The sequence below is a fragment of the Rhodospirillales bacterium genome, assembly GCA_020638175.1.
Lineage (GTDB): Bacteria > Pseudomonadota > Alphaproteobacteria > Micavibrionales > Micavibrionaceae > JACKJA01.
Genome location: JACKJA010000002.1, coordinates 138,429 through 164,984 on the forward strand (window position 1 = coordinate 138,429; position 26,556 = coordinate 164,984).

The window sequence follows — 26,556 nt, forward strand, 5'->3', positions numbered from 1 at the left end:
ATCAGGCCGGCCTACCATCAGGGCGTGGCCCCCAGAGAATCGGGAAATAGACTACAGCATAAGTCAGGAAAATACCGCTCCATAAAAGCCCTGACAGGCTGATCCACAAAGAAGAGAAAGCCGGAAAGAGCACTGGTCCCAAAACACGGATCACCGCCGCCATCTGCATCAGGATAAAACACGCTGTTGCAATTTTTCCCGCAACAAGAAGACGACCAGTATGGCCTTGTGCCACCCGGCACATCATACCGATCGTCATGCTACCGATGGCGCCAACCGTTAAGGCATGCAGGGCTGAGAAGACCGGTAGAAAGCCAAACCCAGCCAGTGCCGTTAAAACCAGACCGGCGACCAGCCAACCATAACCGACATGGAGGATCCACAGCAGCGGATCATTCAGAGTGTGTTTCGTATGCCATACCCGCATACGCCAAACATGAATGCCCGCAGAAAAAAGAGACAGAACGCCGGTAGGCCATGATGAAAGACCTTCAGACAAGATACTGACCATTATAAGGATCAGCGATAATAGGGCCAGGAGGTCGGCGGGAATCTGGTCGGTCTGGAACAGGTTCATACCTCTTTGACGAAGGGCCGCAACAGTAAAAGACGGGATAATCCGCCCACCGATCAGTGAGATCATCATCAAAATAAGGAACAGAGCTATGTAAAGGGCATTCAAACTTTCCCCGAAATGAATGAACAGGTTACAGACGAATAGCGCCATAAGCATACCGAGAAAGATGAAATTTCTTTTGTTTCGGCTGCGCAACAGAGGAAAAGAAAGGCTGATCGCAAGAGCCGGGATCAAGGCGGTGTCCAGCGTAATGATCAGCCAGCTGGGAATCAGTCCTTGCGTATTCATGGCAATACGCCCGGCGAGCCATAAAAAACAAAGGCTGGCCAGATGGAAACGGCGTACCGGAACACTGCTGGTCCAATTGGCCACAGCCGTCAGCAGGAAACCGGATACAATGGCCATGACAAAACCGTAAATCATTTCATGGCCATGCCAGAGCATTAAATCATCCCAGGGAACGGTCGGAGCCAAGATATTTTGCTGGTGCAATACCCATAGAATGATGCCGACAGCGGCATAGAGCGCGCCGCACAAAAAGAAAGGCCGAAAGCCCCTCGCCAAGAAAGGATGCCCGGATTGCATTTATGATACCGCCTTGTACGTCTTCTTTTGTTTCTCTTCTCAGAAGAATAAGGGGGAGAAAGATCAGGTCAATTGATCTAGATCAAATATTCCCTTGCCTTTCTTCCATAAAATCCTCAGATGTGGATTTTTTTCCATCGCCTATTGTAAATAAGGAGCGCTCATATGCAAACGAAATCAGCCGCCCGGAACATATTTTACGGGGGATCGGTCTTTTTCCTGGTGATCTTGATCGGTTTGGTGGTGCATAGCCACCTATATATAATAAATGAGTCAACCGACTCGACTACCCTGACAGCTTCTGTCGAGCGGGGAAAGCGTATCTGGGAAGATAATGCCTGCATTAACTGCCATACGCTTTTAGGGGAAGGAGCATATTTTGCCCCCGAGCTAGGTGATGTCTGTAAACGCTTTGGTGGAGCAGATTACGGCGGGGCTGAAAGCATAGCGGCTTTTATCGCCGCTCAACCTTCTGGAATAGAAGGCCGTCGGCAAATGCCGAACTTCAATCTCTCCGAAGATGAACTCGTAGATATCGCAAATTTCCTTTGTTGGGCAGGAACAATTGATACAAAAGGCTGGCCACCACGCGGATCACAGGAATAATTCAAACAGGTTAGGATGAAAACAATGAAATACGAATCTCAAAAAATTGCCATATGGTACTTTGGTGTCGCCATGGCCCTGTTTGCAGTGCAAATACTGGGCGGGGTTTTGGCCGGCTTTGTTTACGTTGAACCGAATTTCCTATCGGAGATTCTTCCCTTTAACATTATGCGGATGCTGCATACGAACTCACTGATTGTATGGCTGGTTCTCGGTTTCTTTGGATCGGCTTATTATCTGATCCCCGAAGAAGCTGAACGGGAAATCGAAAGCCCGAAACTGGCATATATCCAGCTTGCTATTCTGGTGCTGGGCACGTTGGGCGCGGTCGTAACATACGTGTTTGATCTTTTCCACGGTCACCCGATTCTGGGGAAAGAAGGTAGGGAATTCCTCGAACAGCCGATGTGGGTAAAAGCAGGCATTGTCGTTGCGGCCCTGATCTTCCTGTACAACATCACGATGACAGTCTTAAAAGGCCGAAAAACGGCAATCTCAAACGTCTTGCTTTTGGGACTTTGGGGGATTGCACTGTTCTTCCTGTTCGCTTTCTATAACCCGACCAACCTGGCATTGGATAAAATGTACTGGTGGTGGGTTGTTCATTTGTGGGTGGAAGGTGTATGGGAGCTGGTGATGGCCTCAATTCTGGCTTTCCTGATGCTGAAATTAACCGGAGTTGACCGCGAGATCATCGAAAAATGGGTCTATTCCATCGCAGCACTGGCCTTGTTTACAGGTTTGCTTGGAACTGGTCACCATTATTATTGGATCGGAACACCGGGTTACTGGCAATGGATCGGTTCGATCTTCTCTACGCTTGAAGTTGCGCCGTTCTTCGCCATGGTTCTGTTTACCTTTGCCATGGTCTGGAAAGGCGGGCGTAACCACCCGAATAAAGCGGCAATCCTGTGGGCGCTGGGCTGTTCGACTCTGGCGTTCTTTGGCGCTGGGGTGTGGGGCTTTATGCATACGTTGGCACCTGTCAACTTCTACACACATGGCACACAGATCACGGCAGCTCATGGTCATTTAGCATTCTACGGTGCCTATGTGTCCCTGAACCTTGCCATGATTGTCTATGCCATGCCGAACCTACTAAACCGTGAACCTTACAATCAGGTTTTGAACATGTTCAGCTTCTGGGTTATGGGCGGCGCGATGGCCTTCATGACATTCACCCTGACCTTTGCCGGGGCGATCCAGACCCATATGGAACGCGTGATCGGCGAAAGCTACATGGACGTTCAGGATGGAATGGAATTTTTCTTCCTCTTACGTTTTGGAGCAGGCGTTGTCTTTGTTCTCGGGGCTCTGGTATATTTGTACTCTGTTTACGTCCCCCGTGAGAAAGAACTGATTTCCCGCGATAAGTAAGAGGATCAATCATTGTCTAAGTTAAAGACTATAAAGCAGGGAGGCCCTTCACAAAACGAGGCCGCCCTGCCTTTTTATCAGGAGACAGGAAATGAGATTCCCGTTTTCGAAAAGGCTTATAACCTGAAATTGCCTGTCCTGCTGAAGGGACCAACGGGATGCGGCAAAACACGGTTTGTCGCCCATATGGCGGCGCGGCTGGGTCTGCCGCTCCAGACGGTCTCCTGTCATGACGATTTAACGGCCTCCGACCTGACCGGGCGCTATCTGCTCAAAGGCGGGGAAACGGTCTGGGTTGATGGCCCGCTAACCCGAGCCGTCCGCGAAGGAGGGATTTGCTATCTTGATGAGGTTGTTGAAGCTCGCAAAGATGTAACCGTTATTCTGCATGCTCTAACCGATGACCGTCGGATTTTACCGCTGGAGCGCACCGGCGAAACCCTGCAGGCTCCGGATAATTTTATGCTGGTTGTCTCTTATAACCCCGGCTATCAGAATATCTTAAAATCCCTGAAACCTTCGACCCGCCAGCGTTTTATCGCGCTGGATTTTGATTTTCCCCCAGCGGAGGTTGAGGCCGGAATTGTCGCTCAGGAAAGCGGATTAGACCGTGATAAATGCCTGACGCTGGTTCGGCTGGCGAATCGCCTGCGCCGCCTGAAAGGCACCGATCTGGAGGAAGGCGCTTCCACCCGCCTTATTGTCTATGCGGCCAGCCTGATCGCCTCCGGCATGCCGATCGAACACGCCGTCGAGGCAGCACTGATCGAACCCTTAAGCGACGATCCCGATGTCAAAGACGGCCTGCGTGAGGTTGTCCGGGCGATTTACGGCTAGGGTGCCCTTATGAAATACAACCTGTTCGAACCGGAAGAAACCGTAGGCTTTATCTGGCACAATCTGGTCGGTCGGCATCCGGGTCCTCCGACTTTTCCATCTGCGGGCATTTCATTTGAAAATGTCGGCAGGAAAATAGGTGTTTTCTACCGCGCACTCGGCGGAGATTCCGGCGTAGACATCAAGGCCTCTTCGCCCGAAGCTACATCGTTCCGTATGAAATTCCGGGAGCGGCTCGGTAACGATACAGGCTATATCGCACAAGCCCGCTTTGACGGGGATACGCTGTTTTTACCGGAAAAACTCGATGCCCTGCCCGATGCCGACCTGAACCAAGAACTTTATTTCTGGCTGAGTGCGTGGGCTGCCACAGCGGGAGAACGCCTGCCTGAATATACGGGTGATGATCCCTTGCAAAGAGATATCGCCTACCTGCGCCATGTAAACGCGATAACACAGGAAACACTGACGCACTTTTCGGGATTGGAAGAACGCTACCATGATTTGCGGCAGGCTTTTCTCGAAACGCGGCCCCGGCGCAAACTCCCTCCGCAGGAAGAGGCTGTTGAAGCTGCCCTTATCCATTTGCTCGGTGGGCCGGAAACGGAAAGCGTCGATCTGCTGGATCCCGTGCTTCCCCTTAAAAACTGGACGGCGGATAAAAATTACAAGCCGCATATGCCGGTGTCCCTGTGGGGGGTTACACTGCCCCAACCAGAGCGGCAGGCCATCCGGCGCGAGGAAGAAGATGAAACAGAAGGCGCGACGCCGCAAGACGAAATCCGCCTGAATAAAACCGTCAAAGCCCGCCGCCGGGATTCCGATCAAATAGAACGCAAAGATTCCATTTTGCTCTATCCGTTCAGCGCCCTGATGTCCTTTGCCGATATGCTGAACATCAACCGTAAAGTCGAAGACGACGATCCCGATCAGGCGCAAAAGGCTTTGGAGGATCAGGATGAAATCGCTCTGTCTGATATTTCCAAGGTACCGTCGACTCGGCTGAGTTTCGATCTGAATATGGCGCCGGAAGATATCGATACCGAACGCTTGTCTGGTGAGCATCTCTATCCCGAATGGGATTACCGGAAGAAGGACCATTACAAGGATTATTGCCGTGTTCTGGCCCATACGGCGCCGGAGGGAGAGGAAGGCTGGAAACCGGACGCTGCCTCGCAAAAACGAATCCGGGCCGTCCAGAGGCAATTTGAAGCCCTGCGTCCCCGGAGGGAAATTTTGCGTGGCCAGCTTGACGGTACGGAATTCGATATGGATGCCCTGATCCGTGCGCGCTGTGATCTACAGGCTAAAGGCGAAGGTTCGGACCGTATTTACCTACGCCCCCAAAACCAGACCCGAGATCTGGCTGTCAGTGTTCTGATTGACGTTTCGCGTTCGACCGAAAGCTGGATCGAGGGGCGGCAGGTGATTGATATTGAGCGCGAGGCGCTGGTTGCCCTGACCCAAGGGTTGGCAGCCTGCGGTGACGAACACGCGATTTACAGCTTTTCATCCCTGAAGCGCGAGCGGGTGTTTGTCTCGACAATCAAGGGATTTGACGAGCCCTCCGGCCCGCGTATTCTTTCCCGCATTGGCGCGATTAAGCCGAGCTTTTACACGCGGCTCGGTGGCGCGATCCGGCATGTGGCAAGCGAACTGGAAACGCGGCCCAATGCGTATCGCCTGTTACTGGTTATCACCGACGGCAAGCCCAACGATCTGGATCATTACGAAGGACGCTACGGCATCGAGGATACAACCGAGGCCATCCGGGAAGTTCGGCGTAAGGGTCTGTCGGTTTTTGGCATTACCATTGATGCCAAGGCGCAAAATTACTTTCCTCATATTTTCGGGACAGGAGCCTATGCGATTATCTCCCACCCGGATAAACTGACCCAGAACCTGCCGCAGCTCTACCGGCACCTTGTCGCTTGAGAGGTGATATGGACGAACGCACAATACAAAATAAAAATGAGGGATGGGGACCGCTCTCAACCCTGCCCGGCAACCCGATGATGTGGCTTTTAATCTGGAGCGAACTGTTGGTTTTCGGAGCCGGGTTCTTAGGGTTTGCCGTCGCCTTTAAATTGGATCCGGAAACATTTACAACTTCACAGGATACTTTGAACCGCCTTTATGGCGCGCTAAACACGATGGTACTGATTACCAGCGGCTTATGTGCGGCTTTGGCGGTGAACATGCAAGAACGCAAAAAAACGGCGCGGGCGCGTCTGTGGCTAGGCGGGGCATCTCTTTTAGGCGTTGTCTTTCTTGGTGTGAAATGGATCGAATATGCTGATAAGATCACGCATGGCATCGGTATCGAAACGAACAATTTCTATACGCTCTATTTTCTCCTGACAGGGTTTCATTCCCTGCATGTCATTTTCGGAATTGTTATCCTCACCATTGTCGCGTGGAAAAACAGTCTTGAAAATATCGAGACCGGGGCCACCTTCTGGCATATGGTGGATTTGATCTGGATTATCCTGTTCCCGGTTATTTATCTGATGAGGTGAGACATATGAATAACTATCCCTCGGTGCGAATTTTGCTACTAGCTTGGGCAGCCATGATGATTCTGACGCTCGGAACTATGTTTGCCGGACAGGTTACAGAGCACATTTCCCTCAGTGCCCTATGGCTTGTGGTGCTGGCGGTGATTGCCGTATTCAAATCATCTTTTGTCCTGCACTATTACTTGAATTTACGAGTTGCTCCCCGTGAATGGAAAACGGCCTTCGACTTTTTCTTGATTGTACTATTGGCCACTATTGGGAGTATATTCATTTGGCCCTCCTAAAACGCTGAACCGTCCTAATATGGCTTGGAAGGTCTCCAAAAAGCCCGCTAAAAGGTTCAAAAAAATCGCAGTGCGTGGGTCGGGTGTTCAAATCACCCCAGCGGCACTATTTCCTTCTTAAACATGAAACCACGGCTCATTGCGGAAACCCAAACACCTGTATAGACAGCCCGGCGGGGGTGTTATTCCGGATCTCGATCCGTGCCTTATGGGAGTCACAAATCCATTTAACCATCGCCAGCCCCAGACCGCTGCCTTGGGTTTTGCTTTTGCTCACCCGGTAGAAACGATCGAAAATCTTATCCTTCTGATCGTCGGATACGCCCGGCCCCGTATCGGAAACATCCAGAATCACCTGCCCGTTATGCATGGCCAGTGAAACCCGTATATCGCCCTTGTCCGGCGTAAATTTGATGGCGTTGTCAATCAGGTTTCGAAGCATGATTTGCAGGGCGTCTTTATTGCCTTTCAGCCTGATCCCGCGGGGGACGTCCGCCGTCAAGGCCTGCCCTTTTGCTTTGGCTAGCGGTGAGAACTCCGTCACGACCTCATCGACAAGGGTTGAAAAATCGACCACGGCAAAGGGCATATCCTTACTTTGCAAACGCGCAAAGGACAAGAGCTGTTCGACCAGACGAACAGCCCGGTCAATAGAAGCGACAAGGTTCTCAAGTCCCTCTTTCTCTGCGTTTTCCGTTGTTTTTTTCAGAAGAACTTGTGCCTGCGTTTTCATCGCCGCCAACGGCGTGCGCAATTCATGGGCGGCGTTGTCTGTGAACTCACGCTCGCGCCGGATGCTCTCTTCCATCCGGACAAACAATTTATTCAGCGCCCCCACCAGAGGCGTAATCTCGCGGGGGATTAACGGCGCGCGCAAAGGCGAGAGATCATCAATATCCCGCCGGTCAACAGCCACCGAAAGCAAGGAAAGAGGCTGCAGGCTTTTGGTTGTCCCCAGCCAGATCAAAAACAACAAAATGGGCACAAACAGGCTAAAAGGAACGATGAGGCTTTCCGCAAGATCGAGGGTAATATCCATACGCACGTCCTGCTTCTCGGCAACTTCGACCGTTATGTTCGAATGCTCGCCGAAATAAACAAAAAACCGCCAGCGCTCACCGTTCAGCGTATGGTTGGAAAATCCCGGCGGCGCCCGGAAAGAGTCAAAACCGTGGGCACTAACCGACTGGGTAACCAGCAAATTATCTTCCCATATTCTAAAAGCGATATTCTTCTCGTAGGGGTGTGTTGCCTTGCTGTCTTCAATTCCCAGCTCGATTTCATCTTTTTTGTGCTCGTCCAGTTCGTGCTCGGTCAACTGCAAAAGCAACTTGGCGGCATGGGCCAATTCCGCGTCGTATACCTCTTCGATTTCATACCAGGCATTCAACAACGCAAAACTGCCCACCGCCGCCCCGGTAATAACCAGCGGAACAGCGATCAGAGCCAAAATCCGTAACCTTAGTGAGTATTGTTTTCCATCCATGGGGGTACCATATATCCTACGCCACGTACTGTCTTGATTAAATCCTTGCCCAGCTTTCGCCGCAAAGCCGAAATATGGACTTCGACCGTATTGCTTTCGATGTCCCCGCTATTCCAGTCATAAACATGCTCTTCGATCTGGTTTTTACTGACGACCCTCCCCATGTGAGACATCAGGATCTCAAGAACAGCCAGTTCGCGCCCGGATAGTTTGACGGGCTTGCCGTCCCTGTTGACCTGTTTCCCCACCGGATCAAACACAAGGCCATCCCATGTGATGACCGGGGATGCCCGGCCCTGTGAGCGGCGGATCAAAGCGCCGCACCGCGCAATTAATTCATCAAGGTCAAACGGTTTAACCAGATAATCATCAGCTCCGGCATTCAGCCCTTCAATCCTGTGGTGAACAGCATCGCGAGCCGTCAAAAACAAAACCGGGCGCTCGTCACCTTCCGCCCTGATCTGCTGCAAAAAAGAGAGTCCGGACTGTCCCGGTAAATTAATATCAAGGACAATCAAATCATAAGGGGTGGTTTCCAAAGCGACCTGCGCATCTTCGGCATTACAGCACCAATCCACGGCATAGGCCGTTTTCAAACCGGCCGCCGTAGCTTTCCCCAGCATTTCATCATCTTCAACCAATAACACGCGCATTCGGGATATCCTGTCTTTGCTATTCCACCGGCACCTGAACACCCAGTGTTTCAAGTAAATGATAATAAACCCACACAATCAGAACAAAAACGGCCACCGTTACAATAACCTTGTGTTTAAAGCCGTGCTTGTGATGATAAACCCGGTCCTTGTGTGAAATCACGTCCAGCATCTCGTCACCAAAACGAATGGATAAAAACGTCCCCACAGCACAAAGACCGATGATGCTCCAATAAGGCCATGGCGTAATCAGAATTTTATGGAACAGCGATGTCAGCACTGTTTTATCGTAAACATCCGGGAAAAAAGATAATGAAACAACGTTGAGCGTAATAGCAACAATCCAGACAAACACCTCCAGAATGAACATGCGCACCCCTGTAATCAGCCTGACCGGAAAGTCGATCAAAAAACCGGCATCCGCCACCGGCGTACAGAGAACAAAAAAGCTCCAGGTCAATCCCGATACCATCCCGCCCGTAGCCATGCCGTATTTCCAGCTCAAATAAAGAAAATAAGACACAAAAACCAGAAGAAGGAGGAGAAATTTAAAAAACTCCTCCCGCCGGGTCTGGTGCTCTAGAAGTGCTTTCATCTGTTCGTGATCTTGCCTCAGTTATATACTTCTTCTTTTACATCTTTCATCTTTTCCTGCGCTTGCACAAGAGCGGCCTGAATTTCCTGACGGCGACCGGCATCGGCCAAAGGACGGTCCGGTCTGGGGGCAGCCTGCAGAGCCCGCTGCAAAACAGGGATTGCTTCCTCATAGCGCCCGTCTTTCAACAGGAAATCACCGTAAAAGAAATTCGGGTCAATACCTGTCGGATTAATTGCCAGCGCCTTTTTCAGGTTCTTTTCGGCTTCCTCGTCATCGCCAAAGGAAATCGGCCAACCCGGCACCTGATAATACAACGATCCCAGACTCGTATAAGCCGACCCATCCAGCGCCCGGTCGTTTATCGCCAGCGCCGATTCCAGCAAAGCTTTGGCCTTCTTTACTTTTGGCAACCCGGACATACTTTTGGTAATCCCGGCATCGGTCGACAACACAATCCCTTCCCAGATTTTAGGTTCCGGATTTTGCGGGAAAGAGGCGCTGACCTGCTCAGCGTATTTCTCCAGCTTGGCAATATCCGCCAGTTTCGTGTCCTTGTCCGGCACTTGGTATTTGATCCGCGCCCATTCCTTTTGAATCCGGGCGATATAATCCCCCATCTGTAATTGCGTTTGTTGCGCATTCATGGCCACCGGCTCTGCTTGCTGGGCAAGGGCCGGCGTGCTCATAAACACCACAAGGGCCAAGGTAAGTATCTGTTTCATGGTTTTCTCTCCTCTTTTTCTATGAAGCTTTTTGTGATTTCAACATTTCATCGGCAACATCGCGTTTTTCCAGCAAACCGCTATCAATCACACGCGGCAACAGAGCATTAATCCGGGCAAACAGCGATTCAGGAAATCCTATATAGACATCCTTTTTATCTTTCAGGATCGCATCGACAATGATATCGGCAACCTTTTCCGGACTGTCATGCGTAATATGAACGCGCTTGTGGAAATCATCGACAATCCCGCCGCTCATCGCCGTATCGACGGCGCGCGGCGCGATATAGGTAACGCTCAGCCCCTTGCCGTCATATTCGCGGCGCAAACCCTCGCTAAAGTTTTTCAGGCCCGCTTTCGTCGCCGAATACACTGTAAAATGCGGCATCGCCAACGAACCAACAATCGAACCGATATTGACAATTTGCCCACCGCCCCGCCGGATCATACCGGGAATAACAGCTTGCGCCAGCCGGATCGGGGCTTCCAGATTAACGCGCAACAGCGCCTCGACATTCCCCGCCTGTTGATCCGTCGTTGTCCCGAAATAGATCAACCCGGCATTATTAAGCAAGACGTCAACATCCATTTTCGCCAGTTTCGCGCAAAGATCGCTCAACCCGGCCGGATCGGATAAATCGGCCTGAATATCATTATCGCTCTTGCGCCCTACTGTTGTGACACGCGCACCGGCCTGCTTCACCCGCTCCAGCAACTCACAACCGATACCGCCGGTCGCCCCGGTCAGAACCACATGTTTACCTTTAAGCTGCATTTTGCACCTCCGCTTTGTCATGAGGGATAGACCGCATCACATCGGCAAACAAATGAAACGTATCCTTTGCCACCTCGATAATCGCCGCCTGATCGTCTGGATCGTCAATCCTGTTAACCAGCGTCTTGAAGAAATCCATATGTTCAATATCCAGAGAACCGTGAGAAAACAGGTAAGTAAACGCGCTCTGCGGCAATTCCAGACTTTTTTTCACGGCGTCCGCACCATGAGTGGCAATTTGCATACTGGTGCTCTCCAGCATGAAGACCATCCCTAAAAAGCCAACCGGATTCTTGCGGGTCAGGTACGTATAGTTATAGTCCACCAACACTTCCGTCGCGAGATTGGGCTTGCTGGCCCGCGCGGCATCCTTATCGCCCCCGGCGGCGGCAATATCGTTCAAGATCCATTCTTCATGACCGATTTCTTCCTTGAGATATTCAACAATCGGTTTGTGCAACCAGTGTTTCGCCTCCGGCATCTGGGCCCCCATCGTCATCAGGAAAGGCACCGTATGCTTGACGTGATGATAGGCCTGCGTCAGATAGGCAATATATGTCTCACGGGAAATGTTCCCCGCCAGCCCATCCGTGAGTTGCGGCACGGTGTAAAGTTCCTGCCGCGCGCTTTCCGTTTCCTTAACCAGCCGATCGTAAAAGCTCATAATCGCGATCCTCTTCCAGTAGTGATTGATATTTTTGAAAAATAGTCTGCCGGCGCGGGCGCCCCGTCCCGGTCAGCGTCCCTTCCTGCACCGTAAAGGGTCGAACGACATGAAACGTTTTCACTTGCGCGTAGGCCGGCAAAGATTCATTCGCCCGGTGGATCGTATCAATGACATCAACGTCATGACTTGTAAGCGTAATTAAAGCTCCGGGATAAGGGAGGGCATCACCGTAGACAACAGCCTGCATAATCTCCGGCTGTGCCAGCAAGGCACTCTCCACCCACTCCGGCGAAATGTTCCGCCCGTGAGACGTAATCAGAACATTCTTTTTCCGACCCTCAATGCTTAAAAAGCCGTCTTCGTCAAAAGTGCCAAGATCACCGGTCGAAAACGACCCGTCATGCGATTGGCCGATATAACCGAGAAAAACAGGGTTATGAATGACGATTTCACCATCCACAATCCCGGCATCAATATGAGATAAAAGCCGCCCGGTTGTTCCCGGCTTATCATGGGCAGGTGTATTCATCGCCACAACGGAACCGCATTCACTCAGGCCATAGCCCTCATAAACCGGCAAACCGATCGTACGGGCCTGCACCACCAGTTCCGGCGCCACTTTCGCCCCCCCGACCGCCATAAATTTCATAGCGGGGAATGCGGTCTTGGCATGGACAACAGCCCCCATCAAACCGCGCAGCAATTCCGGCACCAAAATAGCCGAAGATATGTTTTTTGTTCGTAAAACCGTATTCAACTGCGCAAAATCTGGTTCAAACGGATTAGCCATCCCGGTCGTTTGCAAGCTGTAGAGATGACATGCCGCGCCAGCCATCAAAGCCGCATATACGCCGGCCACGTTTTCCAGCAAAATTGATAGCGGCATCACCGATAAATGATCCCCGGCATAATCCGGCCCCAACATTTCAACAATACTGGCGACAACCTTTTCCAACCCCGTTTGGGAAAGACAAACACCCTTGGGCGTCCCCGTCGTGCCGGACGTAAAGGTGATCTTGGCTGTGCCGGGCAAAACAGCATCAACGGAAATGGTCCCCGTCGCCGTTATACCTTCCGGCGTAATAACATGGTCAATCCCGGTGCTTTTAATAACGTGCTGTATTTGCTCTTTTGTAAAAAACGGCGGCATGGGCACACAGACGATCCCGGTTTTTATCGCCGCCAGATCCCACAATACCCATTCAATCCCGTTATCCATCTGCAAACCGACAACCCGGCAAGCGTCAGTCTTCAACGCCGTTTCTTTTTCGTTAATCGCCGCGCTCAGATCACCGTATGACAATATACTATCATCCCCGATCAACGCGGGGCGATCCGGCATGCGTTCAGCATGCTTTTTCAAACTGTCTAAAAGTATACTCATGAGCTTGTGTTATAATGCAAACGCGGAAACAAACGTGGCCGGCATTCTTTAAATTCCGCACCCAACGCTTTTTTCAGCTTTATGACACTTTTATCAACCGATCCGGCCAAAACTCGCGGATTAGCGTTGTAATAAGTACCCCAGTTCTGACCACCTTTGTGCAAAGCTGTCACATCTGCCGCACAAATTCTTTGGGGCTCCAGCCCCAGTTTCTCAAACGAACGGTGAAGGAAATCCGTCCCCGTCACCGTAGCATAGCGGATACCCTTGAAATCCAGATAGGACGCCAGAGCGGCATAAAGAAAAATCGAAGCGCCGCTACCGGCAGAAGCCAGATTTCCGATTTCAACGATTTGCGCGCGCGGTGCATCCAAAATCGATTCAATGGGCGCACCCGTATATTGCTCTAGGAACAGCGACTCACAAGCAGCATAGCGAAAACCAACAGCGGCCAGAATCCGGCCATCTTCGTCCCGAACACTCATCAGCATAGGATATTCAACACTGATATCCGCACCGTAAGACTGGGCATAAATCCCTTTGATAAAATCCTCGACCCGTTCCCGGTCGGGTTCAAAGCGACCGGTAATATCAATCACGGACGGCAAAAGACGGCTAAGGCGCTTTAATCGTCCTTGATGAAGGTACAGATTGCCTGTATTCAGGTCATTTTCGTGCAAACGAAGCTTAAGCAAAATTTTTCCTCAATTTGTAAGATAAGAGAACAAGACTTCTGATTATTTCAAGTATGCCGCTCTAACCTGAAGTGAACCTGAAGGCTCTTCAAAATATGCTTCGATGCGGCAAACCAGAGAAACGCTCGCGAAATGGCGTGTAACTCACAAGCAGGCAATTCGTTGATTAATCAGCGATAAACCATGAAAGTTTGACAGGCGGCCCGAAACCTGTCACAACTGCGCCAGAGTTAATTACTGCTCTCTATGAGATAAGAGCTTACAGAAAAAAGTATCCGCAAATATAAGGATACGTGAACCTGCAAGACGAACAACGTCTTAAAACCTCACCTTTTTCCGCAAAGTTCATGTTTATAGAAAAACGGGCCTATAGCAGCCCAAATCCCGCGCATAGTGCACAGGGCCATAACTTTTGCTGAACTATTTTATATAAGAAAGAAAATATCATGAAAAATTTTGAAGGCTTCGGCCTCTCCGAAAACCTGCACCAATCCCTGCAGAAAATGAAATATACAAACCCGACCCCTATTCAGGAAAAAGCCATACCTTTGGCCCTGCAGGGACGGGACATTCTGGGCTCGGCCCAGACCGGAACCGGCAAAACCGCCGCTTTCAGCATCCCGTTGGTCGAAACGCTACTGCGCGCCCCACAGGGAAACGCTCTGGTTCTGACCCCGACACGGGAACTGGCCAAACAGGTTCTGGATGTTATCCATCAACTTCTCGGTCACAAAAGTCCGATTAAAACCGCCTTTATCATTGGCGGCGAGCCTATGGGCAAACAATTTGCCCAGCTAAAAGCGCAGCCGCGGATTATCGTCGGCACGCCGGGCCGGATTAACGATCATCTGGAACGCGGTTCCCTTAAACTTAATAACACAGGATTTCTGGTTCTGGATGAAACCGACCGGATGCTGGACATGGGATTTGGCGTCCAGCTTGACCGGATTGTCAAGTTCCTGCCGGAACAACGCCAGACATTGATGTTCTCCGCCACCATGCCGGATGCCATCATCCGCCTGTCGAGCAAATATCTGAGCAACCCCGAACGTATATCCATCGGCGCCACCAATGTCGTCGCTCACAACATCAAGCAAGACATTATGCGCATCGAACAGGACAAAAAATACAAAGAGCTAACCAGCCAGCTCGACGAGCGTAACGGCTCGGTGATCGTATTTGTTAAAACCAAATACGGCAGTGAAAAAATGGCAAAGAGCCTGCGCCGGGATGGCCATGAAGCCGATGCCCTGCATGGTGACCTGCGCCAGAACAAACGGACCAGCGTCATGAACAGCTTCCGTAATAAAAAATTCCGGATTCTGGTGGCTACCGATATCGCCGCCCGCGGTCTGGACGTTCCGCATATCGAACATGTAATCAATTACGATTTGCCACAGGTTGCCGAAGATTATATCCACCGCATGGGCCGTACCGCCCGCGCCGGCGCCGAAGGTTCGGCTTTGTGCTTTATTTCACCGCAAGACAGCCGGAAATGGAATGCCATTGAACAGCTCCTGAACCCGGAAGCGGCAGCAAACAGAAAGCCTTCCGGCACAAAACCCGGAAATAAATCAGGAAACAAATCGAGAAACTGGAAAGCCGGAAAAAAACGTTTTAAAAATAGAACGCCACAAAAAAGAGCGGCCTGAAAACCCTCTATATATTATCCAGGGATTTAAAGAATATTCACAACAGAAAGAACCATCAAATGTTTGTAGCATCCTTTAAATCAACGCTTTCGGGCTGCCTGCGAAAGGCAGCCCTCACCTTTTCCTCCCTGATGCTCCTTACAGCTCTGAGCGCCTGCGTATCCCTAAACAAACAAGCGCCGCCGGAAACAACCTATGCCAGCCAAAAAACGCTCGACAACATGCTGAAGCTGAGTGATCTGAACGAACGGGCCTTTGCTTACCAGCAACACTGTCTTCAGGAAACCGAACCCATGAGCGAAGTGTTCCTGGATAATTTCAAGGCCACATCGGACATGTTGTTCGATGAATGCATTCACACTCTGAAATGGCCGCCGGATCTTGTTGTCAGCCGGGTTCTGGAACGACGGGAACATATCCAGCGGCTACTGGACGATACCTATAGCAAAGAAAACGGATGCGATTCAGAAGAAGCCGTAATCGCCGGGGAGCATTACAGAGCCTTCAGTCAGGCCCGTAAAGACAGCATCAGTGACTTTGTCTTTCCTGAAACCCGTTAATCACCGGCCCTTTATGACTGGAAAACAGTTCTTCAAAGAGAGGACGTAGAAAGGCGAAAAAGTTTGTCGGCCATGTCCTCTCCGACCCAATCAGCCTCACCGACAGCCTTGTGTACGAGCCGCTGTTCCGAGTCGATAAAAAATGTTTCCGGAACGCGGGCAACGCTGAATTGCTTTAAAGACAAGTCTTTGTCGTCATCCCACACCCAGTAGATATACGGAGAATCCATAATGGCGTCGTTCTTACTGCGGAGCGCGGCCAATGCCCTGTCCATCTTTTCACGGGAATCATCGGTCGACACGGCAATTAAAGCCACGCGTCCTTCTTGCGCCGCCACGGCCTTGAGCAAAGACGGGAATTCGGCCATACACACCGTACACCACGCTGCCCAGAAATGCAGGAGAACACCCGATTCCGGAACCGATGACAACGTCATGGCCTTTCCCGCCAGCGTTGTGAACGTAAAATCCGGCGCGGCTGGAAATTCAGAAGGCTTGTCCGTTTTGGAATCTGCCGATACAAGATTTCCCGGCATGCGCCCCGCATCATACATCACCGCCGCGACCGCTATGATAATGGCCGCCGTCAATGTCATAAGTTTGATCTGTAACGAACTCACGATGCAACCTCACGGCGGGTTTTTAGATAGAGAGCACAAAGCCCGACAAACAGAATCTCAAAGCCGCAGAACAGCCCCAGATTAGTGGCAATGCCTTTGGTAAACCCATAGGAGTGCAAACCGACATTAAGGAGATTAACCCCAAACCATGCCAAAGCCACAACAACCGTCGTCAGCACCGCGGCCATGGCAAAGCCCTGCGAACTCAGTATCCCGGCCAATCGCGCATGGAGCATCCACGCCAGCCACAAGCCAATCAGCATCGCCCCGTTTTCCTTCGGATCCCAGCCCCAGAACCGGCCCCAGGATTGATCCGCCCAGATACCGCCCAGAATGGTGCCCAGCGTCGCAAAGAATAAAGCCACCAGCACAACGCCCAGCATATTCCGTCCCAGTTCGTTTAAACGTTCAGACTGACCGGGATGAAAAACACTAACCAGCAGATACAGATGCCCCAACAATCCCGCCACCAGACAACAGCCATAGGCAATCGTGATCGTCACCACATGCGTCGCCAGCCAGAAATTCGTATCCAGAACGGCAACCAGCATACCCATTGAATCGCCGTCAACCGCGTATTTCATGCCTATAAACTGGAGGATCGACCCGGTAGCCGCCCCGATCAAAATGCCAAGCCCCCGGCGCTGCCGCCATTCCAGCACAAGAGCAAAAACCACCGTCACCAGCCCGACAAAGATTATAGACTCGTACAAGGTCGCAACCGGTGGCCGCCCCATAATGTACATACGCGCACATAGCCCCGCCAGATGCATCAACGCCCCGCCCGACAGCAACACCAGCGCCCCCCGGCGCATAAAGCGGCGCAACCCCAGCCCGCCGGCCATTAACGTCACCAACGCCGCTATATAAGCCATCAGGCTGTAGCGAAACAGATCAAGCTGGTTATAGCCATATTCCAGAGCCACGGCGGTTTTTTTGATGTGCCCGTCAGCCATAGCCAATGAAGCTTCATGGATGTCCTTGCTGAGACGGCCCCACTCTGCGCTATCGCGGTCCAGATAGGCCTGCGCCAAAGCGGTTAACTGTCCGAAGAAGGTCGCCGTTTCAGGCGATCCCTTGCCGCTTTCCAGCACAGCCCACGGTGCAAACCACTCATCGCCGTCTTCTGCCCATTGCGGCGGCACGATCCGCAAGATACGGCTTTGCTGATCCTGCGTCAGCCTTTGCAGCCCATGCCCGATCCGCAGAATTTCCTCATCCGCTGCCGTCATATCCACCGGATCTTTTGCAACAGCTTTTTCGGCAAGCTCCAGAAAAGCCGGGCGATGCGCCATCATTTCAAAATAGGTCAGCTCTGCGCCCGGCGCGATACCCATTTTTTCAGCCAGCCCCGGATCATCGACGGACAACTTGGGCAACACCAGAGAGAGTGAACGGCTGATTTCGAAGTACCACATGGTTTTGGCATACAGCTCCAAAAGCTGGCTTTGCGCCACCGACAAATCTTTCTCGTCACGCGTCCGCAAAGCTCGGATCATAGCAATATGCGGTGCCAGCGCCTGAGACACCTCGACAAAGGAATAACGGTGGTGGAGGCGGTATGTCAGGCCAATCGCATTCAAAACATCCGGATTGGCAATATTAAATACCGGCCGCTGATAAGCCTGTGATTGATTGAATAACATCTCAGCCAGCCACGCCGCAGCGCTTATATCCGGCATAGAATCTTTACCGTAGAACCCTGTCAGCATAACGCGGGCGAAAGTATCCAGTGGTTTAATCCGGCCTTCATGCAAAATCGGCAGGCGGACAAAATCTTCGTAATCAAAGACCGGCGGCAAAGCCAACGGTTCCTGCGCCCGTGCCGTCACCGGCAACGCCACAAGAAACAGCAATATCAAAGCCATAAACCTCATGGACGTTCCTCTTTCCGGGCGAACATCGGCGGCAAACGCATAAACAAATGGATCAGCAACCCGATACAGATAATAATGCTGGAGATATAGGGGAACATTCGCCCGGCATTCTTCACCACGGCCAAAACCGTCACCTCTTCCTCACCCGCCGGACCGGACATGAATGAAGACTGATAAAATGTATAGCCCTTGTAGCGTAGCGGCTGGTTCATCTCGATCAGACTATGCCACTCCAGATCACCATCCCGCAAATTCACCTCAGCTTGATAGCTGCGCGCCATCATCGTTCCGGGATGGACATCCTTTTTGAAATCAATCAGGTAAATTGAAAACGGCAGATACGTCCGCCGGGCGCGTATATCGACAAAGAAATGGCGATCCCCAACCGTCAGGCTTTGCCGAATGGGCATGAATTTAAAAAGAGAATAACGGCCATCCGCTTCCCCCGCCCCCTGCAGTTCAAACGTCACACCGGTGCGATTGCTCTCATCCTGTTTATCGCGCGGTTTGTCCACCAGATCAAAGTTCAAAGCCATCCCGTGCGCATCACCTTTTTCCCGTGATTCATCCAGCCGGACAATTTCGCAGTTATAGCAATATGTCAGCAACTTGATAGAAAACGGCAAAGACGCATCCTTTAAAACAGCGCCGCTTTGCAAAGCCGATTGCGGAAAAAGAACAGCTTCTTTTTCAACACCATCAACCACTTCTACTACGGCCAGCTCGGATTCGTGATAGTCAGAAACAAAATTTATTTCCTGCCCCTCGGCGACCATCATATTGCCTTCATAACTGAACTGCGCCGTCAAAAACCCGCCAAACAGCAACAAAACAGCCCCGAGGTGAACGATCAAAGTCCCGATCTTTTCTTTTGTCCATGTCTGTATCGCCAGTTTGGAAACCAGACCGATAAAAATAACCGTCAGGACAAAAGCGCCGCCGGGCAACGGCACCATTCCCCCAACCCAGACAAACCAGGAACCGAAGTATTTTTCCTGCGCCTGATAAAGGCCGATATATTTCTGACTGACCGTTCCGATCACCAGCAACACCATCAACCACATCAAGGCATAGGAAAAAACGTCCGTACGGGACGCAAATTTGAGGACTCTTGTGAGAGATATGCCAGCGGGAAAATTCATACCGCGCAATATGGCGTTCCCGGAAGCGCTTTTCAAGCCTTTATGCAACGGCGTGCTGGAAAACCTGATGCTCGCGCCACAATTCACCCAACGCATCGCACAGCGCATCAATTTGCGCAATGGAATGTGCCCCGGTTGCCGTCAGGCGCAAACGCTCGGTTCCGCGGGGAACCGTCGGGTAATTAATCGGCTGAACATAGATATCGTATTGATCCATCAAAATATCGCTAACCTGCTTACAGCACGTTGCCTCGCCGACCACCAGCGGCACAATGTGGCTTTCGCCCGGCATCCACGGCATCCCTTCAGCATCGAGACGCGCCTTCAGATAAGCCACGTTCCGGCGTTGCTGTTCGCGCTCAACACGCGATTCCATTAAATGCTCAACACTGGCCTTACACCCTGCCAGCACCGCCGGTGGCATGGCCGTGGTAAAAATAAATCCGGGAGCGTACGAACGTACAGCGTCAATCATAGCCGCGCTGCCGGCAATATACCCGCCCATCAGACCGTACGCCTTTCCAAACGTACCCTCGATGATATCAATCCGGTCCATCAGACCCATTCGTTCGGCCACGCCCGCGCCATGCGCGCCATACATGCCGACAGCATGTACTTCATCAACGTACGTCATTGCGCCGTATTTTTCGGCCAAATCACAAATCACATCCAGAGGCGCAATATCGCCCTCCATAGAGTACACCGACTCAGTCGCAATGATTTTGGGCACATTCACCGGCGCTGCACGAAGCATCGATTCAAGCTGCTCCATATCCAGATGACGATAAACGTGTTTTTCCCGGCGCGATCCCCGCATCCCGTGAATCATAGAGGCATGGTTAAGCTCGTCCGAAAAAATATGGCATTCCGGCAACAGCTTCGCCAAAGTACTCAGCGCTCCTTCATTCGCAACATAGCCCGATGAAAAGACCAGCGCCGCTTCCTTCTGGTGCAGACGCGCCATAGTGGCTTCAAGCTGCGTATGATAAATCGTGGTCCCGGAAATATTACGCGTCCCGCCCGCCCCGGCGCCTGAGCGATCAACAGCCGCTTTCATCGCCGCCAGAACTTTCAGGTTTTGGCCCATGCCCAGATAGTTATTCGAACACCAGACCGTAACTTCCCGGCTGGTGCCATCCTGTGCATGATAAAGGGCCTGCGGGAATTTTCCGACCAGAGGTTCCATCGTCGCAAAAATGCGGTAGCGGCCTTCATCCTTCAGATCTTGCAGTTTCTCGGCATAAAACGCATTATAATCCATCAGGCACCCCCGCTTTTTTACTTTTGAAATACATCACATCAAATAAACTGCTTTTACGGCATGAAAGCAAGCCAAAGAATGCCTGCGTATGCGGATTACTCCGCCAGACCGGCCACGATATCAAGCATCAATCCCTCAACGCCTGTTTCGTTATCAGCCTGCGCATATTGAACCGCATCAGCCCGCGCCGCGCTCTGCAAGGAATTTTCCAGTGTTTTGACCGTATTGACCAAGGCATCGTTCGCCGGGTCGACATGTAAAACCAGTTTTTCCAGATTTTTCCCTTGCCCGATTTGCCGCTCGGAACGCAGTTTCCGAACGCCATAGAGAGTCGAGCGGATAATTTCCATCTCGCGGGCATGTTCGAAGTTCAGGTTTCCATCGGCTTCCGGCCATGAGCTGACATGCAAGGAGACGTAATCTTCGCCAAATTTCCCGGCCTGCGTATAAAGCTCTTCCGTCACAAACGGCAAGTACGGGGCCAGCAAGCCCAGCAACGTCCGCAGCGATTCGAAAAGGGTCGCCTGCGCCGCTTTCCGGTCTTGCTCGCTCCAGTTGGAATTTTCCCAGAACCGGGTTTTCACCAGTTCCAGATAATCATCACAATAGGTCATCCAGAAGAACTTATGCAGCGCTTCGCGCGCCGTGGCGTAATCGTAAACCTCGAAGGACGCCTTGGCTTTTTTGGCAACGTCGTTCAGCTCATTCAAAAGCCATTGATCTTCGATCGGGCGCTCATTATAGGGAACGCGCGGCGCCGCCGGATCGAAATCCTCCATATACATGAACGCCATCCGCGCCACGTTCCAGAGTTTAACAACAATCTTGCGGCCATCTTTGACCTCACGCTCATGGAAGCGCAAATCCTTGCCCAGTTGGGCGCTCGCCGCCCACCAGCGCAACCCGTCCGCACCATATTTCTGGATCAGGGAATAAGGATCATAACGGTTAAAACCGTCCTTATCGGTAAATTTCTCCAGATCACGTTTGGAAATTTTCTTACCTTGCTCGTTCAGCCCCCAGCCGGAAATCATCACGTTTTTCCATGGCAGGCTATCGGTGTGGTATTCGGATTTAATCAGCGTATAAAACAGCCATGTACGTATGATTTCGAACGCCTGTACGCGCAGATCCATCGGATAAATATCCATGGAACCTTTGCGATCCGGACACCCGGCCCAGTTCGCGTTAATCAGGGGCGTCAGGGACGACGTCATCCACGTTTCCATCACATCGGTTTCCGGCACGATCGTCATACCGGCATACTTATCCTTCGCCCATTGCGGCGGTTCGTTCTCAATCGGGTCGACCGGCAAATCGGCCTCATCCGCTAAAATCACATCGCCGGTTTCCTGAACATACCAGACCGGGAACGGCACGCCGTAAAAACGCTGGCGCGAGATATTCCAGTCATATTTCAGCCCGTCAATCCAGTGATCGAGCCGCACTTTCATCCAGTCCGGGAACCAGTTCAGTTCCTCGGCACGCTTGCGGAAGCGGTCCTTATGCTCAAGGATATTGATGAACCATTGCGGCTCCATGATGAATTCAACAGGAACACCGGAACGCTCGCCCACGGATACACTCTGGTCAACAACCTGCTCACCGACAATCAGCCCTTCCGCCGTCAAATCCTCGACAATACGCTTACGCGCGGCGGCAGGTTCCAGCCCTTCATACTTCCCGGCCAGCGCCGTCATTTTGCCGTCCGGTGACAAAGCCAGACGCGTTTCCAGCTTGTCTTCTTTCCATTTCTTGACGTCTTCACCATCCCCGAACGTACAGACCTGCATCAGCCCCGTCCCGAATTCCATATCCACCTCTCCAGAGGTTTTAATCGGCACGCTATGACCGAACAGCGGCACAACGGCATTCTTGCCCTCCAGATGTTGATAGCGCGTATCGTTCGGATTGAAGTACATCGCCACACAAGCCGGGATCAGCTCGGGACGCGTCGTTGAAATCACCAGCGGCTGGCCATCTTCGCTGGCAAACTGGATGTCATACATCTTGCCCTTACGATCCATGGTCTCCAGATCGGCTTGCGCCAGCGCCGTTTCGAAGTGGGTGTCCCACAAAACCGGCTCATTCGCCCGGTAAATCAGGCCTTTGCTGTACAGATCAAGAAACGACTTCTGTGCCGTGTGACGGGACAGGTCATCAATCGTCGAATAACGCGTGCTCCAGTCCACCGACAAGCCCAGAGAACGCCAGAGCTTCTCATAGGTCTTTGCCCCTTTCTGGGTTTCCGCGATACACAGCGCCCGGAAATCGCTGCGTGATATTTTCTTTTTGTTCACCTTGTGAGTTTGCTCGACATAGCGTTCGGTCGGCAGACCGTTATCATCAAACCCCATCGGGTAGTAAATGTTATGGCCCATCATCCGCTTGTAACGGATCAGGATTTCAGCCTGCGTATAGGACGCAGCATGCCCGGCATGAAGGTGCGCAGCGGATACGTAAGGCGGCGGCGTATCAACGGAAAACAGAGGTTTGTCAGAGTCCGGATCGTAATCGTAAATCTTTGACTCTTCCCAAAGCGAAAGACAGCGCTCTTCGACCGCTTGGGTATCAATATTCTTGTCCAGTTCCGGGAACATGTTTTTGCTCATTATCCGCTCTATATCGTCGTTGTTTTGTGAGAGGAATTTTATAGAGCTTTTCCGGCGCCGCGTAAAGGTTTGTTATACGTCAGAAGAGGAAGAAGGATTTTTGTCGGACTTGTCCGGCATCGGATGATCGTCATCTTGAAACAAAATGCGGTTGGCCGCCCCCTCCAGATCATCATATTGGCCGCTTTTCAAGGACCAGATAAAAGCGATCAAACCTATAAAACCCAGCAATAATGCCAGCGGCAACAAATATAAAACAACACTCATGATACGGCTCCTTTTCGCGTATGCAAACGGAACGAGTTGGCGACAACGATCAGGGACGAACCACTCATGGCCAACGCCGCAATCAAAGGGGTAACCAGTCCGGTCACAGCCAACGGCACGGCAATCATATTATAAAGCACGGCCAGCGCAAAATTCTGCTTCACCAGCTTTTGGGTTTTTCGAGATACGTACCACGCCTCACGTATCGGATATAATTTATCACCCATAAAGACGATATCGGCGGTGTTCTGGGCAATATCAATCGCCGTAGAAGGTGACATCGACACATCCGCCCCGGCAAGAACCGGCGCATCGTTCAACCCATCCCCGACCATCAGCAACTTATGCCCTTGCTTTTGCAAGGTCTCCAAAGCAGCAAATTTATCGACAGGCGACAATCCCCCTTGGGCATTATCAATGCCCAGATCGGTCGCAACCGCCGCCACAGCCTCTTTCCGGTCACCTGACAACAAAACCAAAGACAACCCTTCATCCTTTAACTCATCCAAAACCGTCCGGGCATCCGCGCGTAACGGATCGCTGAACAAAAACCGGACAGGCGCTCTGCCGCTAACACTCAACCATAATTCCAGCTTTGATGGGTCGTGTGGCGCTTTTTCATCACCGCACCATACCCGGCTGCCCAAACGAATGGTCTGTCCCTTGTATGTGCTCTCAAGCCCTTTTCCGGGATAATCCTGCACCGCCACATCCAAAAACGCCCCATCGTCATACGCAGAGACAACCGCCTTCGACAAAGGATGACGGCTATGAGCGGCCAGCGACGCCGCATATTTTAAGTCCTCATCTTCATAGGAATCCGAGTTTTCAAGCGCTGGGCGCCCCAACGTCAATGTCCCCGTTTTATCAAATAAGGCCATATCAATCCCGGCAAGCCGCTCCAGCGCATCGCCCGATTTTACCAAAACGCCCCGCTTCATCAAACGCCCGGTTGCCAGAACCTGTACCACGGGAACGGCCAGCCCCAGCGCACACGGACAAGTGATAATCAAAACGGTCACCGCGATCATCAAAGCTTCCTGCCAGACAAGCCCGCCAAGCAACCACCAGCCCAGAAATGTCGCCGCCGCCAGCGTATGGACCACGGGCGTATAAAGCCGGGCGGCCTTATCAGCCAACCGGACATATTGTGCCTGTCCCTGCTCGGCCTTTTCCATCAGGCGCACAATATCGCTAAGCAGGGAGTCATCACTGGCCTTCGATACCCGTACGCGTACAGGAACGGATAAATTCATCGTCCCAGCAAAGACAGCGTCCCCGGCCTTAACCGTTTGCGGCAAACTTTCACCGGTAATCAAGCTGGCATCAACCTCGGTCGACCCTTCCAGTAATATACCGTCAGCCGGCATTTTTTCTCCGACGGCAACCTGCAGGATCATATCTTCCCGCACATCCTTGATCGGGATAACACGCGGGCGCTGGCCGTCTTCGATCACGGTGGCCGTCCCAGACAACATCCCCAGAAGGTCGGTCGCGCTGCTGCGGGCTGAACGCCGGGCACGGAAATCCAGATAACGCCCGATCAACAAAAAAAACATCAGCATTGTTGCCGAGTCGAAATAAGCATGCGCCCCGTGATGGATAGTTTCATACAAGCTCATCCCGCAGGCCAGAATCACAGCCAAGGAAATCGGCACGTCCATGTTGGTCCGCCCCTGTTTCAAGGCTCCCCACGCCGAACGGAAAAACGGCTGTCCCGCATAACTGATGGCCGGCAGGGCAATCACGGCGGCCATCCAGTGCATAAAATCACGCATCGCCATGCCCATGATTTCCTGACTGCTGGCCCATAGCCCGACAGAAATCATCATGATATTCCCGGCGGCAAATCCGGCCACAGCCAGACAAATCAGCAAGAATCTTTCCTCTGCAGCCGACCCTTCGCGCAACGCCGCCGGATCAAAGGGCCGCACCCGGTATCCTAGCCGCCCGACAATCGCCGCCAGTTCATTGCCCCGCGCACGCGGCCCCATCCATTCAACGGTCAGACGCCGGGTTGAAAAATTCAAGCGCCCGGTTTTAACGTCCGGCTCCCGGTTAAGCGCCGATTCAATTTTCTGAATGCACGCCGCGCAATGTACGCCTTCCACACCCAAAACAAGGCTGTTTACGTCCTTGTCATCAGTTTTCACAAAAGCATCAAAAACATAGGAAGCCTCCGGATCGGGAGGCATTGGCAAAGGTTGGGAATCCTTGGTGAGATCGGCTTTCAGGTTATAAGCACTTTCACAGCCCTCACAGCAAAAACCTCGATCAGGATCACAAGGCTGCTCGCAATGACGGCAGGTACTCACTTCTGCACGACAATCTTCTTTGTGATTTGATAAGGCTGACCGTCCCATGTCACATATATGTACGCATCCCACTGCCCCGGCAAGGGAAAATCTATATCTGTCGCATATTGTCCGGCGGCAATTTCAGACAAGAACACGTCAAAATCATGGCCTTCCTGCACCGTACGCACCATCGTAGCCTGGATACTCGCCCCCTTCAGCGGCTTGCCGTCATGATCGGCGAGCTCAACAGACAGCGTCTTGCCGGAAAAATCGGCGGCAGCATTCCACCCCAGTGCTTCCTGAGCTTTATGAGCGGCAATCCGCTTATCATAGGCCAAACCGACTTCATAGTGGTTTTCCTCAATCACCCCCGGCAAGCTGGTCGTGGCAACGTAAATGAAAATACCGTTGACCGCGAAAACAAGCGCAAAAAAAGCCACGAAGTACCACGGGATCAGTTTATCCGCAGGGCGCATACCGGGATCTATATAACCAGCCATTGT

At 51.9% G+C, this 26,556-nt stretch carries 25 protein-coding genes; 8 read left to right on the top strand and 17 right to left on the bottom strand.

Annotated elements, in window-relative coordinates; all coding sequences use genetic code 11:
* Position 1: 1 nt before the first annotated feature.
* Positions 2 to 1,162 (bottom strand): NnrS family protein, encoded by a 1,161-nt coding sequence (locus H6868_00710; protein MCB9987833.1) that lies wholly within the window; start codon positions 1,160 to 1,162, stop codon positions 2 to 4.
* A 165-nt stretch (positions 1,163 to 1,327) separates the two neighbouring features.
* On the opposite strand from H6868_00710, the gene H6868_00715 reads away from it, so the two are divergent.
* The 6 genes from H6868_00715 (at position 1,328) to H6868_00740 (ending at position 6,785) form a co-directional block, all read left to right on the top strand.
* Complete coding sequence (locus H6868_00715) at positions 1,328 to 1,768, top strand: cytochrome c (GenBank protein ID MCB9987834.1); 441 nt, start codon at positions 1,328 to 1,330, stop codon at positions 1,766 to 1,768.
* Between the two features lie 24 nt (positions 1,769 to 1,792).
* Positions 1,793 to 3,145 carry a cbb3-type cytochrome c oxidase subunit I gene (locus H6868_00720; protein MCB9987835.1) on the top strand — a complete coding sequence of 451 codons (1,353 nt, stop codon included), beginning with the start codon at positions 1,793 to 1,795 and terminating at the stop codon, positions 3,143 to 3,145.
* A gap of 30 nt (positions 3,146 to 3,175) precedes the next feature.
* Entirely contained in the window at positions 3,176 to 3,982 is an 807-nt protein-coding gene (locus tag H6868_00725) for a CbbQ/NirQ/NorQ/GpvN family protein (protein ID MCB9987836.1), read from the top strand.
* Between the two features lie 9 nt (positions 3,983 to 3,991).
* The gene (locus tag H6868_00730) at positions 3,992 to 5,917 is read left to right on the top strand and encodes a VWA domain-containing protein (GenBank protein MCB9987837.1); all 1,926 of its coding nucleotides are present in this window, start codon (positions 3,992 to 3,994) and stop codon (positions 5,915 to 5,917) included.
* Positions 5,918 to 5,997: 80 nt separating this feature from the next.
* Positions 5,998 to 6,501, top strand: coding sequence for a cytochrome c oxidase subunit 3 family protein (locus H6868_00735; GenBank protein MCB9987838.1), 504 nt, complete (start codon positions 5,998 to 6,000; stop codon positions 6,499 to 6,501).
* A gap of 5 nt (positions 6,502 to 6,506) precedes the next feature.
* The gene (locus tag H6868_00740) at positions 6,507 to 6,785 is read left to right on the top strand and encodes a cytochrome C oxidase subunit IV family protein (protein MCB9987839.1); all 279 of its coding nucleotides are present in this window, start codon (positions 6,507 to 6,509) and stop codon (positions 6,783 to 6,785) included.
* A gap of 136 nt (positions 6,786 to 6,921) precedes the next feature.
* Here the strand turns inward: H6868_00740 and H6868_00745 are convergent, their stop codons facing one another.
* Genes H6868_00745 through H6868_00780 form a run of 8 tightly spaced genes read right to left on the bottom strand, consistent with a single transcriptional unit; the run spans position 6,922 to position 13,765 of the window.
* Positions 6,922 to 8,271 carry a sensor histidine kinase N-terminal domain-containing protein gene (locus H6868_00745; GenBank protein ID MCB9987840.1) on the bottom strand — a complete coding sequence of 450 codons (1,350 nt, stop codon included), beginning with the start codon at positions 8,269 to 8,271 and terminating at the stop codon, positions 6,922 to 6,924.
* Positions 8,247 to 8,924, bottom strand: a complete 678-nt coding sequence (locus H6868_00750) for a response regulator transcription factor (GenBank protein ID MCB9987841.1) — start codon at positions 8,922 to 8,924, stop codon at positions 8,247 to 8,249. Before H6868_00750 ends, H6868_00745 begins: the two co-directional genes overlap by 25 nt.
* Positions 8,925 to 8,943: 19 nt before the next feature.
* On the bottom strand, positions 8,944 to 9,519 hold the full coding sequence (locus H6868_00755; protein MCB9987842.1) for a hypothetical protein: 576 nt from the start codon (positions 9,517 to 9,519) through the stop codon (positions 8,944 to 8,946).
* A 17-nt stretch (positions 9,520 to 9,536) separates the two neighbouring features.
* Positions 9,537 to 10,244, bottom strand: coding sequence for a hypothetical protein (locus tag H6868_00760; protein MCB9987843.1), 708 nt, complete (start codon positions 10,242 to 10,244; stop codon positions 9,537 to 9,539).
* 19 nt (positions 10,245 to 10,263) lie between these two features.
* Positions 10,264 to 11,019 (bottom strand): SDR family NAD(P)-dependent oxidoreductase, encoded by a 756-nt coding sequence (locus tag H6868_00765; GenBank protein ID MCB9987844.1) that lies wholly within the window; start codon positions 11,017 to 11,019, stop codon positions 10,264 to 10,266.
* Positions 11,009 to 11,683: an iron-containing redox enzyme family protein gene (locus H6868_00770; GenBank protein MCB9987845.1), complete on the bottom strand. Its 675-nt coding sequence runs from the start codon at positions 11,681 to 11,683 to the stop codon at positions 11,009 to 11,011. Before H6868_00770 ends, H6868_00765 begins: the two co-directional genes overlap by 11 nt.
* Positions 11,658 to 13,070: an AMP-binding protein gene (locus H6868_00775; protein ID MCB9987846.1), complete on the bottom strand. Its 1,413-nt coding sequence runs from the start codon at positions 13,068 to 13,070 to the stop codon at positions 11,658 to 11,660. The genes H6868_00770 and H6868_00775 overlap by 26 nt, the downstream gene beginning before the upstream one ends.
* Entirely contained in the window at positions 13,067 to 13,765 is a 699-nt protein-coding gene (locus H6868_00780; GenBank protein ID MCB9987847.1) for a thermostable hemolysin, read from the bottom strand. The genes H6868_00775 and H6868_00780 overlap by 4 nt, the downstream gene beginning before the upstream one ends.
* A 446-nt stretch (positions 13,766 to 14,211) precedes the next feature.
* On the opposite strand from H6868_00780, the gene H6868_00785 reads away from it, so the two are divergent.
* Positions 14,212 to 15,417, top strand: a complete 1,206-nt coding sequence (locus H6868_00785) for a DEAD/DEAH box helicase (GenBank protein MCB9987848.1) — start codon at positions 14,212 to 14,214, stop codon at positions 15,415 to 15,417.
* A gap of 59 nt (positions 15,418 to 15,476) precedes the next feature.
* A complete protein-coding gene (locus H6868_00790; protein ID MCB9987849.1) occupies positions 15,477 to 15,977 on the top strand; it encodes a hypothetical protein in 501 nt (166 codons plus the stop codon).
* A gap of 32 nt (positions 15,978 to 16,009) precedes the next feature.
* On the opposite strand, the gene H6868_00795 is transcribed toward H6868_00790, so the two are convergent.
* The 8 genes from H6868_00795 to H6868_00830 all read right to left on the bottom strand — a co-directional run bounded on the left by H6868_00795 (position 16,010) and on the right by H6868_00830 (position 26,553).
* Positions 16,010 to 16,597, bottom strand: a complete 588-nt coding sequence (locus H6868_00795; GenBank protein MCB9987850.1) for a TlpA family protein disulfide reductase — start codon at positions 16,595 to 16,597, stop codon at positions 16,010 to 16,012.
* Entirely contained in the window at positions 16,594 to 18,465 is a 1,872-nt protein-coding gene (gene ccsA, locus H6868_00800) for a cytochrome c biogenesis protein CcsA (GenBank protein ID MCB9987851.1), read from the bottom strand. Before ccsA ends, H6868_00795 begins: the two co-directional genes overlap by 4 nt.
* A 5-nt stretch (positions 18,466 to 18,470) precedes the next feature.
* Positions 18,471 to 19,616 carry a cytochrome c biogenesis protein ResB gene (locus tag H6868_00805; GenBank protein ID MCB9987852.1) on the bottom strand — a complete coding sequence of 382 codons (1,146 nt, stop codon included), beginning with the start codon at positions 19,614 to 19,616 and terminating at the stop codon, positions 18,471 to 18,473.
* Positions 19,617 to 19,656: 40 nt separating this feature from the next.
* On the bottom strand, positions 19,657 to 20,877 hold the full coding sequence (hemA, locus tag H6868_00810; GenBank protein ID MCB9987853.1) for a 5-aminolevulinate synthase: 1,221 nt from the start codon (positions 20,875 to 20,877) through the stop codon (positions 19,657 to 19,659).
* Between the two features lie 95 nt (positions 20,878 to 20,972).
* Positions 20,973 to 23,489, bottom strand: coding sequence for a valine--tRNA ligase (locus tag H6868_00815; GenBank protein ID MCB9987854.1), 2,517 nt, complete (start codon positions 23,487 to 23,489; stop codon positions 20,973 to 20,975).
* A 72-nt stretch (positions 23,490 to 23,561) separates the two neighbouring features.
* Positions 23,562 to 23,756 (bottom strand): cbb3-type cytochrome oxidase assembly protein CcoS, encoded by a 195-nt coding sequence (ccoS, locus tag H6868_00820; protein MCB9987855.1) that lies wholly within the window; start codon positions 23,754 to 23,756, stop codon positions 23,562 to 23,564.
* On the bottom strand, positions 23,753 to 26,119 hold the full coding sequence (cadA, locus tag H6868_00825; protein ID MCB9987856.1) for a cadmium-translocating P-type ATPase: 2,367 nt from the start codon (positions 26,117 to 26,119) through the stop codon (positions 23,753 to 23,755). Before cadA ends, ccoS begins: the two co-directional genes overlap by 4 nt.
* Positions 26,068 to 26,553 (bottom strand): FixH family protein, encoded by a 486-nt coding sequence (locus tag H6868_00830; GenBank protein ID MCB9987857.1) that lies wholly within the window; start codon positions 26,551 to 26,553, stop codon positions 26,068 to 26,070. The genes cadA and H6868_00830 overlap by 52 nt, the downstream gene beginning before the upstream one ends.
* Positions 26,554 to 26,556 lie beyond the last annotated feature (3 nt).

Excerpts from the sequence above, each read along its gene's own strand:
- H6868_00790 (MCB9987849.1), top strand. The coding sequence starts at position 15,477 with ATGTTTGTAGCATCCTTTAAATCAACGCTTTCGGGCTGCCTGCGAAAG.
- H6868_00785 (MCB9987848.1), top strand. The coding sequence starts at position 14,212 with ATGAAAAATTTTGAAGGCTTCGGCCTCTCCGAAAACCTGCACCAATCC.
- H6868_00805 (MCB9987852.1), bottom strand. The coding sequence starts at position 19,616 with ATGAATTTTCCCGCTGGCATATCTCTCACAAGAGTCCTCAAATTTGCG.
- H6868_00765 (MCB9987844.1), bottom strand. The coding sequence starts at position 11,019 with ATGCAGCTTAAAGGTAAACATGTGGTTCTGACCGGGGCGACCGGCGGT.
- H6868_00720 (MCB9987835.1), top strand. The coding sequence starts at position 1,793 with ATGAAATACGAATCTCAAAAAATTGCCATATGGTACTTTGGTGTCGCC.
- H6868_00745 (MCB9987840.1), bottom strand. The coding sequence starts at position 8,271 with ATGGATGGAAAACAATACTCACTAAGGTTACGGATTTTGGCTCTGATC.
- hemA (MCB9987853.1), bottom strand. The coding sequence starts at position 20,877 with ATGGATTATAATGCGTTTTATGCCGAGAAACTGCAAGATCTGAAGGAT.
- H6868_00735 (MCB9987838.1), top strand. The coding sequence starts at position 5,998 with ATGTGGCTTTTAATCTGGAGCGAACTGTTGGTTTTCGGAGCCGGGTTC.
- H6868_00830 (MCB9987857.1), bottom strand. The coding sequence starts at position 26,553 with ATGGCTGGTTATATAGATCCCGGTATGCGCCCTGCGGATAAACTGATC.
- H6868_00760 (MCB9987843.1), bottom strand. The coding sequence starts at position 10,244 with ATGAAACAGATACTTACCTTGGCCCTTGTGGTGTTTATGAGCACGCCG.
- cadA (MCB9987856.1), bottom strand. The coding sequence starts at position 26,119 with ATGGGACGGTCAGCCTTATCAAATCACAAAGAAGATTGTCGTGCAGAA.
- H6868_00815 (MCB9987854.1), bottom strand. The coding sequence starts at position 23,489 with ATGAGCAAAAACATGTTCCCGGAACTGGACAAGAATATTGATACCCAA.
- H6868_00755 (MCB9987842.1), bottom strand. The coding sequence starts at position 9,519 with ATGAAAGCACTTCTAGAGCACCAGACCCGGCGGGAGGAGTTTTTTAAA.
- H6868_00710 (MCB9987833.1), bottom strand. The coding sequence starts at position 1,162 with ATGCAATCCGGGCATCCTTTCTTGGCGAGGGGCTTTCGGCCTTTCTTT.
- H6868_00770 (MCB9987845.1), bottom strand. The coding sequence starts at position 11,683 with ATGAGCTTTTACGATCGGCTGGTTAAGGAAACGGAAAGCGCGCGGCAG.
- ccsA (MCB9987851.1), bottom strand. The coding sequence starts at position 18,465 with ATGGCTTTGATATTGCTGTTTCTTGTGGCGTTGCCGGTGACGGCACGG.
- H6868_00715 (MCB9987834.1), top strand. The coding sequence starts at position 1,328 with ATGCAAACGAAATCAGCCGCCCGGAACATATTTTACGGGGGATCGGTC.
- ccoS (MCB9987855.1), bottom strand. The coding sequence starts at position 23,756 with ATGAGTGTTGTTTTATATTTGTTGCCGCTGGCATTATTGCTGGGTTTT.
- H6868_00775 (MCB9987846.1), bottom strand. The coding sequence starts at position 13,070 with ATGAGTATACTTTTAGACAGTTTGAAAAAGCATGCTGAACGCATGCCG.
- H6868_00740 (MCB9987839.1), top strand. The coding sequence starts at position 6,507 with ATGAATAACTATCCCTCGGTGCGAATTTTGCTACTAGCTTGGGCAGCC.
- H6868_00750 (MCB9987841.1), bottom strand. The coding sequence starts at position 8,924 with ATGCGCGTGTTATTGGTTGAAGATGATGAAATGCTGGGGAAAGCTACG.
- H6868_00730 (MCB9987837.1), top strand. The coding sequence starts at position 3,992 with ATGAAATACAACCTGTTCGAACCGGAAGAAACCGTAGGCTTTATCTGG.